Below are 12865 nucleotides of genomic sequence, written 5' to 3'. Positions count from 1 at the left end.
CAAAAGCCTAGAGTTGACTGTCACCGTCGGCCAGACGCCCCAGGATCAGCGCGATGCGCAGCGTGAAGGCGGAGCGTACGTCCGAAGGTGACCATCCGGTGACGTCGGTCACACGTCGCAGCCGGTAGCGCACGGTGTTGGGATGCACGAAGAGCATCCGTGCCGCGCCCTCCAGACTGCTGGCCTGTTCCAGATACACGCTCAGCGTCTCCAGGAGTGCCGAGCCTGCCTCCTCCAGCGGTCTGTAGATCTCCTCCACCAGCTGTTCACGCGCTGCCGGGTCGGACGCCATCGCCCGCTCCGGCAGCAGATCGTCGGACAGTACGGGACGGGGCGCGTCCGGCCAAGCGGCGCACGCCTTCAGGCCCGCCGCGGCGGCCTGTGCCGAGCGGGTCGCGGCCAGCAGGTCCGCGACCACCGGGCCGGCCACCACCGGGCCCGCCGCGAACGGCCCGATCAGGGCTTTCGCCGCCTTGAGCGGATCGTCCGAGCCGCCCGCGATGACCACCAGGCGGCTGCCCAGGACGCCGGTGAGCACCTGGAGCTTGGCGTGGCGGGCCGCCCGGCGGATGGCTTCCACCGTCAGCTCGCTGTCCCCGTCGGGGGCCGTACCCAGCACAACGCACACGTGTTCGGGAGAATTCCAGCCGAGCGCGGCGGCCCGCGAGACCGCCCCCTCGTCGGCCTCCCCGGAGAGCACCGCGTTGACCACCAGCGACTCCAGCCGCGCGTCCCACGCGCCCCGGGCCTCGGCGGCCTGCGCGTACACCTGGGCGGTCGCGAAGGCGATCTCGCGGGCGTAGACGAGCAGCGCCTCGCGCAGCACCCCCTCGTCGCCGGGGGCCGCCACGTCGTCGATCGCCGACTCCATGACCTCGATGGTCGTACGGACCATCTCCACGGTCTGGCGCAATGTGATCGCTCGGGTCAGCTCGCGCGGCGCCGTACCGAACACGTCGGTGCTGATCGCCTGCGGCGTCTCCGGATGCCGGAACCACTCGGTGAAGGCCGCGATGCCCGCCTGGGCGACCAGCCCGATCCACGAGCGGTTCTCCGGCGGCATGGCGCGGTACCACGGCAGCTGCGCGTCCATGCGGGCGATGGCGTTGGCAGCCAGCTTTCCGGACGACTTCTCCAGGCGGCGGAGGGTCGCGGTGTGCGGATGCGGGTGCGGGTCGCGCGGTGCGGGTTCAGACACGGGGACAAGCCTGCCTTATCGGGGCGGTGTGATGGCGCGGTGGGCCGGAGGGGGCGGGGACTACGGTGGTCGGGTGATCCAGGTACACAGAGGCGACGAACGCTATCCGGGCGGTGACGCGGCAGCCGGCATCGAGACCCGGCACGCCTTCTCCTTCGGCCCGCACTACGACCCGGACAACCTGCGCTTCGGCGCGCTCATCGCCTGCAACGAGGAACGGCTGGCACCCGGTTCCGGTTTCGACGAGCACCCGCACCGCGACACCGAGATCGTCACCTGGGTCGTCGAGGGCGAGCTGACCCACCGCGACTCCACCACCGGCCACGAGACGGTGGTGCGCCCCGGCGACGTGCAGCGGCTCAGCTCGGCGGACGGCGTGCGGCACGAGGAGCGCAACGACGGCGACGGGCCGCTGCGGTTCGTGCAGATGTGGCTCGCGCCCACCGGGCCCGGCGGCGAACCGGAGTACGAGGTGGTGCGCGGCATCGCCGACAGCACGCCGTACGCGCTGCCCAGGGCCGCCTCGCTGCTGCACGTACGGCGGCTGGCCGACGGCGAACGCTCCGCCGTCCCGGACGCGCCGCGGGCGTACGTACACGTCGTGCGCGGCGCGGTCCGGCTGGCCGGCGAGCGCCTGGCGGCCGGGGACGCGGCGCGGATCACCGACGCGGCGGACCTGGAGCTGGCCGCGGAGGGCGCCACGGAGTGCCTGCTGTGGGAGATGCCGGGCGAACCGTCGTACGGCTGAGGGGGCCGCGGACCGCTCTACGGCCCGGGCCCCCGTGGCACCGCTGCGGGTGTTCAGCGCAGCTCGGCGAGGATCGCGTCCGTGAGGGGCGGCCACGCCTCGATCGCCCAGGGGCCGAAGGCCCGGTCGGCCAGCGCGACGCACGCCGCGCCCGCGTCCGGGTCCACCCACAGGAACGTGCCCGACTGCCCGAAATGCCCGAAGGTACGCGGCGACGACGAAGCGCCCGTCCAGTGCGGCGACTTGTTGGCGCGGAGCTCGAAGCCCAGACCCCAGTCGTTCGGGTCCTGCATCCCGTAGCCGGGCAGCACACCCCGCACCCCGGGGAAGACCACCGACGTCGCCTCGGCGAGCGTCTGCGGCGCCAGCAGCCGCGGCGCGAGCAGCTCGGCGCCGAAGCGGGCCATGTCGGCGGCGGTCGAGACGCCGTCCTTGGCGGGCGAGCCCGGCAGGTCGGTGGCGGTCATGCCGAGCGGTTCGAGGACCGCCTCGCGCAGGTACTGCGGGAAGGGGATGTCGGTGGCCTTGGCGATGTGGTCGCCGAGCGCCTCGAAGCCGGCGTTCGAGTACAGGCGGCGCTCGCCCGGCGCGGCCTGCACCCGGTCCTCGTCGAAGGCCAGGCCCGCGGTGTGCGCGAGCAGGTGGCGGACGGTCGAGCCCGGCGGCCCGGCCGGTTCGTCCAGCTCCACCGCCCCTTCCTCGACGGCGAGCAGCGCGGCGTACGCGGCGAGCGGCTTGGTGACCGAGGCCAGCGGGAAGCGGTGCTCCTGGGGGCCGTACGTCCCGGCCACCGTCCCGTCGGTCCGTACGACAGCGGCGGCCGCGGTCGGCACGGGCCAGTTCTCGATCATCCGAAGGCTCTGCAAGGGCATGGGCACGAGCCTAACGCTCCCGGTGACGGAGCCGGGACGGGCCGGTGACGCGGGCCCCGGGCCGTGGAACTTCCCAAGACCGGGTCAAGACTTCGCTTGCTTGGAGTGCACTCCAGGTCTCTAGCGTTGAAGCCGTCGTGAGAGATCCGGAGAAAGCACCCCGGCACCGGGGCTCCGGCGACTACGGGAGGCGCGGCATGACGGTGACGGCGACGGACCGGACGGCGAAGGACAGGACCGCGGCGGCCCAGGAACTGGCGCGGCCCAAAGGCTGCCGGACCCCGGTCCTGCACCCACGGCCCGACGGCCGCGACCAGTACACGATCAGCGAGGTCGCCGAGCACACCGGACTGAGCGCGCACACCCTGCGCTGGTACGAACGGATCGGGCTGATGCCGCACGTGGACCGTACGCACACGGGCCAGCGCCGCTTCAGCAACCGCGACCTGGACTGGCTGGACCTGGTGACCAAGCTCCGCCTGACCGGCATGCCGGTCGCGGACATGGTGCGCTACGCCGAGCTGGTGCGCGAGGGCCGGCACACCTTCCCCGAACGGGAACGGCTGCTGACCGCGCACCGCGAGGACGTACGGCAGCGGATCGCCGAGCTGCAGAGCACCCTCCAGATCCTCGACTACAAGATCGACGTTTACGCCGACGCCCGCCGGGCGTCGGAGAGAGTCTGAGGACGGCATGACCACCGAGAAAATCGCCACCGTTCAGCTCGGCGCCTCCGGACCGCGGGTCGGGGTCCAGGGCCTGGGCTGCATGGGCATGAGCTTCGCGTACGGGCCCACGGACGACGAGGGTGAGGCGCGGGCCACGCTGGAGCGCGCGCTCGAACTGGGCGTGACGCTCTTCGACACCGCCGACATGTACGGCATGGGGCACAACGAGGAGTTCATCGCGCCGTTCATCCAGGCGCACCGCGACGAGGTCGTGCTGGCGACGAAGTTCGCGATCGCCGCGGACCCGGCCGACCCGCTGAACCCGGCCAAGCGCTCCATACGCAACGACCGCCCGTACATCCGCCAGGCCGTCGAGGCGAGCCTGCGCCGCCTGGGCGTCGACGAGATCGACCTGTACTACATGCACCGCCGCGACCCGGCCGTCCCCATCGAGGAGACGGTCGGCGCGATGGCCGAGCTGGTGACCGAGGGCAAGGTCAAGCACCTGGGCCTGAGCGAGGTCACCGGCGGCGAGCTGCGCGCGGCCCAGGGCGTGCACCCGATCGCCGCCGTGCAGTCGGAGTGGTCGCTGTTCAGCCGTGACGTGGAGAACGGCGTGGTGCCGGCCGCACGCGAACTCGGCGTCGGCTTCGTGCCGTACTCGCCGCTCGGCCGCGGGTTCCTGACCGGCTCGTTCGTCAGCGCCGAGAAGGAGCTGGGCGAGGACGACTTCCGCCGTCAGCAGCCCCGCTTCACGGGCGACAACGCGAAGGCCAACGCGGCCCTGCTGGAGCCGGTCCGCGAGGTCGCCGCGGCCCACGGGGCCTCGCTCGGGCAGGTCGCGCTGGCCTGGGTGCAGCAGCAGGCGCAGGTGCACGGCCTGGCCGTGGTGCCCATCCCGGGGACGCGCAAGCGCAGCCGCATCGAGGAGAACGCCGCGGCCACCCGCATCGTGCTCAGCGACGAGGAGCTGGCGCTGCTGGCACCCGTCGCGGGCAAGGTCGCGGGCGACCGGTACGCGGACATGACGTTCACCTCGGCGGGCCGGGAGTAACCCCCGGAGGTGCGGCGGGCGGAGCCGTCCCCCCGGCCGGCTCCACCCGCCGCATCCCCGCGGCCCCCGCCCGCGCCGGGGCTCAGGCGAGCCCCAGCGCGAACACCGCGAAGGCCGCCGCCAGGGTTCCCGCCACGGCCCGGCGGGCCGCCGGTACGCCGGTCCACGGCGCCTCGAAGCGGCGGGCCAGGCGGCCGATGAGCAGCAGCGCCACGGCGAACACCGGCAGCCAGGCGACGCGCGCCAGGACCCAGCCGGCGGTGTCCGGCGCGGCGGTCAGGCCGGGCACGGACCCCAGGAAGGACGCGGGGACGGCCGCCGAGAGCATCGCCGTCTGGTGCCAGCACAGCACCGTCATCGCGCAGAGGTTGACCACGACCACGGGCGCCCAGAGGGCGGGGCGGCGCAGCAGCCGGGCGATGCGGTCGCGCAGCAGGACCGCGGCGCCGGACTGGGCGGCGGCCAGCGCGAGCACCAGCAGCGACGGCGGGTGCGAGTTCGTCCGGTCCTGGCCCGGGACGCCGACCATGCTCGCCGGGTAGTGGAAGAACAGCAGCAGCGCGGCGAACAGGGCGGTACCGCCGAGCAGCAGCACCCACGCAGCGCGCCGGCCGAGCCGCTTCTCCCCCCAGGCCACGCCCAGTTGGTACGCGAACATCCAGCCCGGCAGCAGGTTCAGCAGGCTCAGCCACGACGGCATGGCGTCGGCGTACGGCCCGTAGCGCAGGAAGTCGACGACAGCGACGGCGCCCAGCAGCGGGGCCGCGGCCCAGGCACCCATGCGGCGCGCCGCGCGGACGCAGTACGGCGTGAGCGCGGTGATCGCCGCGTAGACGCCGACGAACCACAGGGGCTGGATGACCAGCGTCGCGCCCGTACGCAGCGTGGCCTCGGGCACGCCGAACGCGGACAGTACGAGGATCAGCGCCGCCCACACAGCGGTCACCCCGAGAACCGGACGGCCCAGCCGCGCCAGGCGGGCCCGCAGCCAGTGGCCCGTCGACTCACCGCGCGCGGCGGCCCGGTGGAAGGAGAGCACCGAGGCGTACCCGCCGACCAGGAAGAAGATGCCGAGCATCTGGAGCACCCAGCTCCCGGGCGCCAGGGCGGCGAAGGAGGACAGCAGGCTCGTGTTGTGCAGCGCGCCGCCGGAGTCGAGGGTGAAGCCGCCGATCAGCCAGTGCCCGGTCGGTACGGCGAGCAGCGCCAGCGCGCGCAGGCCGTCGACGGCACGGTCGCGGTGGGCGGGTGTGCGGTCCTCTATGGTGCGGACGGCCTTGCGGACGGGAGCCAGGAGTGCGGCGGCCATGAGGGCCTCTCTTCGGATGGTCGGGAGGGCTGAGCCGAGGGGGAACGGCCGGCGCCGGTCAGCGCACCTGGTCGTAGCGGCCGAGCGCGATGTCGGCGAAGTTGCGCAGCGAGTCCGTGCCGGGAGCGAGATATCCGGTGTGCCCCTCGGCCGTCCGCGCGGGCACCCGGCGCGCGCCGAACTCCGGATCGGTGGGGTCCGTACCGTGGCCCAGGCCCAGGAACTCGACGTTCGGCACGTCACCGATCCAGTCGGAGGCGTCGCGCGCGGCCCACACCCGGGCGGTGGTGCGCAGCGCCGCCGCACTGTCCGTCCGCATACCGGGCGAGCCGAAGACGATGAGGTCAGCGATCCGCCCCTGCTCCAGCAGCGGTACGGCCTGGGCGCACACCACCGATCCGTAGCTGTGGCACAGCAGGGCGGGCGCGCGGACCCCGGCGGCGGCCAGCCCGTCCAGGAAGCGGGCCAGCCGCGGGGCGCCGGCCTCCGCCAGGCGGCCGGTCACGGCGTCCGGGCCGAGGCCGACCGGCGTGGTGTAGCCGGTCCAGGCGATCGCGGCCGTACGGACACCGGGCGCCTCGGCGGCCATCCGGGCCCGCAGCGACGTGGCCATGCCGGACGGCGTGCCGTACGGGTCGCGCTCGCGGTCGAACGACGCCAGGTCGATGTCCGAGCCCGGCACGAAAACGGACGTATGCCGCGCCGTCGTCAGGTCCCCGAACACCTCGGCCACCTGGCCGCGGCCGCGCGGGTCGAAGGCGAGGATCTGCCGCCCGGGGCGCAGCAGTTCGGTGTAGCGGCCGGCCAGCCGGCGCGCCTCCTGGTGGTCCTGGAGGGTGCCGGCCGGATCGGCGGCGCGGGCCGTCTGACGGTCGCGTTCCGCCTTCAGGGCGAGGGCGTTGGCCCGGTAGCGCAGGGCCACGGGCGCGCCGTCCAGGTTGCCCACGGTCAACGGGTGCCGGGCCGCCAGCTCCTGGCGCTGGGTCTCGCTCAGCGCGGCGAAGAACCGGGCGACGTCCGCCGGGGCGGCGGTCGCCGGGTCCGGCAGCCGCTCGCCCAGCGAGTGGTCCGCCCGCCAGGCGGCGGCCCCGGGAGGGGGCCCGGTGACGGCCTCCTGCGAGGATCCCGCCGCCCAGCCGCCGGTACCGGCGACGACCGTCGCTGCCAGCGCGACCGCGACGAGCGTGCGCCTGCCGCGTGGAGTGAACCGGCGCAGCTTGGACATGGTGGGGTCTCCCTCTTCCGTCGGCGTGACGGAGGGAAACGTAAAAAGCGGGTGTATGACAGGACGTCACACCGCGGAGCCAACTGTCCGCTGATACCGGGGTAGGGGGTGGCTGACCTGCTCGTCCTTCAGCACGACCGGCCACCCCCAGGCAGTGCCGGGGGTTATCCCCACCCCCGGTCGCGCCGACCGGCGCCACCGGGGCCGGCCGAGGGGAGAGGGGCGGGCAGACGTGCGCCCGCGCCCTCAGTTCACGCCGGGAGCCACCAGCCCCGACTCGTACGCGAAGATCACCGCCTGCGCGCGGTCGCGCAGCTCCAGCTTGGCCAGCACCCGGCCGATGTGCGTCTTCACGGTCTGCTCGGCGAGCACCAGCGCATCGGCGATCTCCTGGTTCGACAGGCCCCGGGCGATCAGTTCCAGCACTTCCGTCTCACGCGGGGTCAGCCCGTTGAGCCGCAGCGCGGTGCGGTCCTTACGGGGCGCGGGCCGCTGCCGGGCGAAGTCGGCGATCAGCCGCCGCGTCACGGACGGCGCGAGCAGCGCCTCACCCGCCGCCACCACCCGTACCGCCGAGATCAGGTCGGCCGGCGGCGCGTCCTTGAGCAGGAACCCGGACGCCCCGGCCCGCAGCGCCTCGTACACGTAATCGTCCACGTCGAACGTGGTGAGCATCAGCACCTTCGGCCGGTGCACGACGCCGGGCGGCGGATCCAGCAGCTGCCGGGCCGCCTCCAGCCCGTCCATCTCCGGCATCCGGACGTCCATCAGCACCACGTCCGGGTGCGTACGGCGGCTCAGTTCGACGCCCTGCACGCCGTCCGGCGCGTCACCGACGACGTCGATGTCGCTCTGCGCGGCGAGCAGCGCGGCGAAGCCGGCGCGCACCATGGCCTGGTCATCGACGATGATCACCCGAGTGGTCATGCGGGGTGGCGGTCCTTTGCTGTCATGGGGAGGCGGGCGGCGACCCGGAAGCCGCCGTCGGGCAGCGGCCCGGTGTCCAGGGTGCCGTCCACCAGCCGTACGCGCTCGCGCATTCCGACCAGCCCGTGGCCCGTACCGGAGGATTCCAGGGGCGCGGCGGCGCGCGGCGGCGCGCTGTTGACGACCAGTACGGTCAGCCGGCCGCCGTCCCCGTCGGCCGTGACCGAGACGCGGGTCCGCGCGCCCGGCGCGTGCCGTACGACATTGGCCAGCGCCTCCTGCACGATGCGGTACGCCGACAGGTCCACCGCGGGCGCCAGGACCACCGGCTCGCCCGGCATCGCCAACTCCACCGGCACCCCGGCCCGCACCGTCCCCTCGACCAGCTTCGGCAGCTGCGCCAGACCGGGCTGCGGCGCCTTCTCCGGGCCGCCGTGCCGCTCCGTCTCCTCGCTGCGCAGCACCCCCAGCAGCCGCCGCATCTCGGCCAGCGACTCCCGCGCCGTGGCGGCGATCGAGCTGAACTCCTCCTGAGCGGCTTGCGGTATGCCGCTGATGCGGTACGGCGCGCTGTCCGCCTGCACCGTGATCACCGACATGTGGTGGGCCACGACGTCGTGCAGCTCACGGGCGATGCGGGTGCGCTCCTCCAGGAGCGTGCGCATGGCGCGCTCCGCCTCACTGATGTTCTCCTGCTCGATCAGCTTGCGCTGGGCCGCCCCGCGCTCGCGGAGCGCGCCGCCGACCAGCAGCACGACACCGGCGAGGACGAACATCAGCACCCAGGTGCCGTCGCTGCGGTCCGGCCTGGCGAGCTCGAACAGGAGGCTCACGGCGCCGGTCGCTCCCCAGACGGCGATCAGCGTGCGGCGCCGCTCGCGCAGGGAGAGGGCCAGCATCAGCACGAGATAACCGATGATGACGACGGGCGGCCAGGGCCAGATACGGTGCTCGCCCGCCGGAACGGTGGCCAGGAAGACCGCTCCCACGATGTCCGCCGCGAAGATCACCCACCACGCCTGGAGCGGCCTGGTCACCGCCAGCATCAGCGGCACCGTCTGGGCGGTGGCCAGCGCGCCGGCCGGGCCGCCACCGAGCCCGTAATCGTTGACGAGGACGTTCACCGACGAGGGCAGCAGGGAGACCATGAACGTGAAGGCGACCACGTACGGCAGCAGGCGCAGCCAGCGGTTCTGCACCTGGCCGAAGAGCGGGGCGCCGGGACCGGTCGGTCTCCCGAGGTCCTCGGCGAGGGTACGCAGCGCCTGCTGCCCGGCCCGCAGGAGGCGGGCGCGGGTGGCGCGGTGGTCGCCCGGCGGGCGGGGTGTGGTCTGCATGGCCTGGTCAGCGTAAGCGGCGGCCGGGTGCCGGGGCGTCATACCGGGGCTGGGCTCTGCTGTCATACCCCGGTACGGGGGGCGGGCCCCGTGCCGAGGAGCGGCCCGTACCGCTGCCGCGCGTCCCGGTCCGGTGCCCCGCTACAGCTCCGCCAGCAGCTCGGCCTTCTTCGACGTGAACTCGGCGTCCGTCAGCAGGCCCGCCGTGTGCAGTTCGCCCAGCTGCCGTATGCGGTCGGCGATGTCGGCCGGATCGCGGCGCTCGTCGGTACGGGTCCGCACCGGCCGGCACGGCGCCGCGTCGGAACCGGGGGCGGCCGCCCGTACCGCCTGGAGCACCGAAGCGGCGAACGGCAGCGACTCGTGCACCGGCCCGTACCCCAGCCCGAAGACCACCGAGGCCGGGTCCTGGTCCGCCTCACCGGGCCGCCGGTCCGCCGCGCCGCGCTCCACCAGCCGCAGATACCCGTTGCCCGACAGCACTCCGGCGCCGCTCTCCGGTGAGCGCCACTCCACCCCGGCCAGCTCACTCACGGAAAAGTGCTGGTCACCGCACTTCCACTTGGCCGAGGACGCGCCCGTCCAGAACCAGCGGAAGGCGACCGAACTGCCGTCGAAGGACGCCTTGCCGTCGTACGCCTTGAAGGTCAGCGGCGGTTCCGGCGCGGCCACCAGATGCTCGTCGGCGGGGAGCGCGGCGGCGGGCCCGAGCACGGCGCGCAGCTCGTCGCGGTAGTACTCCGCGAGGGTCTCGCGGTCGGCCGGCAGCGCCAGGCGGTACGGGTCGAGATCGTCCTTGAGCTGGCCGTCGGCGGCCTCCATCAGCGGATCGGCGCCCGGCCGCGGCACCGCGCGCAGCACGACCGTGCCGCGTCTGCCCGGCGACAGCTCGACGGACCTCAGCGCCTCGTAGGGGATGCGCCGCTCGCCGAGCGCCTGGAAGAGCTTCGGCCTGCGGATCCCCCGTTCGAAGCGGATGAGCACGGAGTCCGTGTCGAACTCCCAGACGGCGTGAAAACCGGCCAGCACATCACCCATGCGGCTCATCGTAAGCGGCGGTCGCCCGCCCGTCCCCCTTCCGGACATCATGCGCTACGCGCGTCAAGCCGCTTTTGCCCCAGGGGCGTGTCCGCTCCCGCGCCCGGTCCGGCCTGTACGCGCCACTGACACGCGCCACCGGTGCCCGGCAGCGCGCCGCGCGGACGCGGCCTCCCGCAATCCGGCCCCGGCACCCCGGCGCCCGCCCCCGCGCACCCCGCCGCTCAGACAAGGTCGGCCGAACAGTCCTGGTCCTGCGCGGCGCAGTCCACCGAGGCGACCGCGCCCACCCCGATCTTCGCGAAGTTGCGCAGGCTCTGCGTGCCGGGCACGAAGTACCCGGCGTGCCCCTCGGCGCCGGCGGCCGACAGCACCCGGGAGCCGAAGGCCTCGGTGACCGGGTCGGCGCCGTGGCCGAGCCCGCCGACCTCCATGTACGGCACGTCCTGGATCCAGTCGTCGGCGTCCCGCATCGCCCAGACCCGGGCGTGCGTACCGAGCCCGGCGGCGGTCTGCGTCCGCATCCCGGGGCTGCCCGCCACCGCGATGTCACTGACGCTGGACGGCAGCCGGCGGGCCGCCACGCCGCACACCACGGAGCCGTAGCTGTGGCACATCAGCGAGACGGAAGCCGACTTCGGCAGCGCCCGCACCAGCGCGTTCAGCCGGACGGCGCCCGCCTCGGCGAGCTGCCCGGTGGCCGCGCCGACGCCGAGCCCGGCGGGTGCCGTGTAGTCCGCCCAGGCGATCACCGCCGTACGGGAGTCGCCGTCGCGTACGTCCCGCTCGGCGTCGTAGAGCGACTTGGCCATCCCGGCGGGCGCGCTCGTCGCGCGCGCGGTGCGCTCGAAGGTCGCGAGGTTGGTGTCCACGCCGGGCACCACCACGGAGACGCGGCGCGCCTGCCGCAGGTCGCCGAAGACCTCGGCGGCCCGGCCGCCGCCGGCCGGGTCGAACGCGAGGATCTGCCGGCCCGGACTGCGCATCGACTCGAAACGGTGCAGCAGCCGGCTCGCCTCGCGGCGGCCCACCGGCGTCAGCCGCCGGTCGTGCATCCGCTGCTGTGCCACCTCACCCGCCTGCCGCAGGGCCTTCTCGTTGGCCTGATAGCGCAGGTCCACGGGGGCGCCGCCCATGTTGCCGACCACCAGCGGGTAGCGGTCGGCGAGCGCGGCCCGGTCGGCGCGGGTCAGCTTCCGGAAGAAGGCGGCGAGCGTGCCGGGCGCGGCGTCGGTGTCCGGCAGCCGGTGGCCGCGGAAGGAGGCGTGCTCCCAGGCGGTTCGCGCGGTGGCCAGCGGGTTCGCGTCGTCCTTACTGCCTCTGACGGCCGTCCAGCCCGTCATCGCGAGCATCACGAACACCACCACCAGGGCGAGCGCGGCGCGCCAGGCGGTGGACTGCAGAAAACCGAAGGAGGGGGCGCCGAGCCCCGGAAAAGAAGAAGTCACCGCGGGCCACCCTAGGAGAAGTGACGCGGCGCCCGCTGAGCAGGTGAGGGATGTCACGTTTGACGCTGGTCATTTGTGACCACATCGGACACGGTATGGACCGGTGCATCGCTCAGACGTGCAGAAACGCACTCACGCAGGCACGGGGTTGCACGTCGGAGAACCCGTACGGTCCGCCTCCTGAAGGCGCCCTGGGAGCGGCTTCGGCCACTCCGGTCCGTCTGCCCCGGTCCGGCCACCCAGGTCCGGCCACCCGCGTCCGGCCACCCGGGTCCGGCCACCCCGGTCCGGCTGCGGTCCGGCTACTCCGCTCCGGCCGTCCCGGCTCAGCCGTCCCCGCGCCCGCGCCACTCCCCGCACACGGCCGGGCCGATCTTCGCGAGGTACTCCTCGGTGATCTCGCGGATCGACTCCACGCTGACGTCCTCGCCCTCACCCCAGACCTTCCCGGCGACCCGCATCACGCCGCTGAACGCCGCGACCACCACCCGCGGCCGCGGGTCGGCCGCCACGTCCAGCCCCTCGCGCCGTGCGATGAGCCGGGCGATCTGCTCCTCCAGGTCCGAGTAGCGGCGCCAGTGGGCGGCGACCAGCGCGGGCGTCGACTCGATCATGCGGTACGTCCGCATGTGCAGTTCCAGCGGGATCACCGACTGGATCGCGCCACCGATGTCGTCCCACGAGGTCATCACGGCGCTGTGCAGCGCCTCCAGGGGCGCCTCGGTCGCCGGTCGCCGCTCCAGCTCCTCGATGAAGCGTGCCTCCACCATTTCCTGAACGGCGAAGACGACCTCTTCCTTGCTCGCGAAATAGCGGAAGAACGTGCGCTGCGAGACGTCGACGGCCTCGGCGATCTCGTCGATCGTCGTCTCGTCGTAGCCGTGCGCCGTGAACAGTTCGAGGGCGGAGCGGATCAGTGCGTCCCGGGTGCGCTGCTTCTTGCGCTCGCGCAGGCCGCCGGTCCCGGTGCCGGCGGAGGGTCCGCCTCCGCGGGGCCAGACAGTTTCAGGTCGGGTCACCTGCGGCGTGGAGCCGGTCATC

Annotated in this window: 12 protein-coding genes; 3 read left to right on the top strand and 9 right to left on the bottom strand. The window is 73.7% G+C overall.

Annotated features, from left to right (window positions below):
* Nucleotides 1-7 precede the first annotated feature (7 nt).
* Complete coding sequence (locus AB0L45_RS00515) at nt 8-1198, bottom strand: helix-turn-helix domain-containing protein (RefSeq protein ID WP_365834581.1); 1191 nt, start codon at nt 1196-1198, stop codon at nt 8-10.
* Between the two features lie 73 nt (nt 1199-1271).
* On the opposite strand from AB0L45_RS00515, the gene AB0L45_RS00510 reads away from it, so the two are divergent.
* Nucleotides 1272-1946 carry a pirin family protein gene (locus tag AB0L45_RS00510; RefSeq protein WP_365834579.1) on the top strand — a complete coding sequence of 225 codons (675 nt, stop codon included), beginning with the start codon at nt 1272-1274 and terminating at the stop codon, nt 1944-1946.
* A gap of 53 nt (nt 1947-1999) precedes the next feature.
* Here the strand turns inward: AB0L45_RS00510 and AB0L45_RS00505 are convergent, their stop codons facing one another.
* A complete protein-coding gene (locus AB0L45_RS00505; RefSeq protein WP_365834577.1) occupies nt 2000-2818 on the bottom strand; it encodes a serine hydrolase domain-containing protein in 819 nt (272 codons plus the stop codon).
* Nucleotides 2819-3015: 197 nt separating this feature from the next.
* Between AB0L45_RS00505 and AB0L45_RS00500 the strand changes: the two genes are divergently transcribed.
* Nucleotides 3016-3504, top strand: a complete 489-nt coding sequence (locus AB0L45_RS00500; RefSeq protein WP_365834575.1) for a MerR family transcriptional regulator — start codon at nt 3016-3018, stop codon at nt 3502-3504.
* 7 nt (nt 3505-3511) lie between these two features.
* Nucleotides 3512-4540 carry an aldo/keto reductase gene (locus tag AB0L45_RS00495; RefSeq protein WP_365834573.1) on the top strand — a complete coding sequence of 343 codons (1029 nt, stop codon included), beginning with the start codon at nt 3512-3514 and terminating at the stop codon, nt 4538-4540.
* Nucleotides 4541-4622: 82 nt separating this feature from the next.
* Here the strand turns inward: AB0L45_RS00495 and AB0L45_RS00490 are convergent, their stop codons facing one another.
* The 7 genes from AB0L45_RS00490 to AB0L45_RS00460 form a co-directional block, all read right to left on the bottom strand.
* Entirely contained in the window at nt 4623-5849 is a 1227-nt protein-coding gene (locus AB0L45_RS00490) for an acyltransferase (protein ID WP_365834571.1), read from the bottom strand.
* A 58-nt stretch (nt 5850-5907) separates the two neighbouring features.
* On the bottom strand, nt 5908-7074 hold the full coding sequence (locus tag AB0L45_RS00485; RefSeq protein ID WP_365834569.1) for an alpha/beta hydrolase: 1167 nt from the start codon (nt 7072-7074) through the stop codon (nt 5908-5910).
* A gap of 246 nt (nt 7075-7320) precedes the next feature.
* The gene (locus AB0L45_RS00480; protein ID WP_365834567.1) at nt 7321-8001 is read right to left on the bottom strand and encodes a response regulator transcription factor; all 681 of its coding nucleotides are present in this window, start codon (nt 7999-8001) and stop codon (nt 7321-7323) included.
* Nucleotides 7998-9338, bottom strand: a complete 1341-nt coding sequence (locus AB0L45_RS00475) for a sensor histidine kinase (protein WP_365834565.1) — start codon at nt 9336-9338, stop codon at nt 7998-8000. Before AB0L45_RS00475 ends, AB0L45_RS00480 begins: the two co-directional genes overlap by 4 nt.
* Nucleotides 9339-9479: 141 nt before the next feature.
* The gene (locus AB0L45_RS00470; RefSeq protein ID WP_365834563.1) at nt 9480-10376 is read right to left on the bottom strand and encodes a DUF4429 domain-containing protein; all 897 of its coding nucleotides are present in this window, start codon (nt 10374-10376) and stop codon (nt 9480-9482) included.
* Nucleotides 10377-10600: 224 nt separating this feature from the next.
* A complete protein-coding gene (locus tag AB0L45_RS00465; RefSeq protein WP_365834561.1) occupies nt 10601-11824 on the bottom strand; it encodes an alpha/beta hydrolase in 1224 nt (407 codons plus the stop codon).
* A gap of 326 nt (nt 11825-12150) precedes the next feature.
* Nucleotides 12151-12864 (bottom strand): TetR family transcriptional regulator, encoded by a 714-nt coding sequence (locus AB0L45_RS00460; protein ID WP_365834559.1) that lies wholly within the window; start codon nt 12862-12864, stop codon nt 12151-12153.
* Nucleotide 12865 lies beyond the last annotated feature (1 nt).

Source organism: Streptomyces sp. NPDC052496 (assembly GCF_040679095.1).
GTDB lineage: Bacteria > Actinomycetota > Actinomycetes > Streptomycetales > Streptomycetaceae > Streptomyces.
Note: the sequence above shows the minus strand (reverse complement) of the source record. Positions and strands in the feature narration are given on the sequence as shown.

Excerpts from the sequence above, each read along its gene's own strand:
- AB0L45_RS00505 (WP_365834577.1), bottom strand. The coding sequence starts at position 2,818 with ATGCCCTTGCAGAGCCTTCGGATGATCGAGAACTGGCCCGTGCCGACC.
- AB0L45_RS00500 (WP_365834575.1), top strand. The coding sequence starts at position 3,016 with ATGACGGTGACGGCGACGGACCGGACGGCGAAGGACAGGACCGCGGCG.
- AB0L45_RS00495 (WP_365834573.1), top strand. The coding sequence starts at position 3,512 with ATGACCACCGAGAAAATCGCCACCGTTCAGCTCGGCGCCTCCGGACCG.
- AB0L45_RS00490 (WP_365834571.1), bottom strand. The coding sequence starts at position 5,849 with ATGGCCGCCGCACTCCTGGCTCCCGTCCGCAAGGCCGTCCGCACCATA.
- AB0L45_RS00485 (WP_365834569.1), bottom strand. The coding sequence starts at position 7,074 with ATGTCCAAGCTGCGCCGGTTCACTCCACGCGGCAGGCGCACGCTCGTC.
- AB0L45_RS00480 (WP_365834567.1), bottom strand. The coding sequence starts at position 8,001 with ATGACCACTCGGGTGATCATCGTCGATGACCAGGCCATGGTGCGCGCC.
- AB0L45_RS00475 (WP_365834565.1), bottom strand. The coding sequence starts at position 9,338 with ATGCAGACCACACCCCGCCCGCCGGGCGACCACCGCGCCACCCGCGCC.
- AB0L45_RS00470 (WP_365834563.1), bottom strand. The coding sequence starts at position 10,376 with ATGGGTGATGTGCTGGCCGGTTTTCACGCCGTCTGGGAGTTCGACACG.
- AB0L45_RS00460 (WP_365834559.1), bottom strand. The coding sequence starts at position 12,864 with ATGACCGGCTCCACGCCGCAGGTGACCCGACCTGAAACTGTCTGGCCC.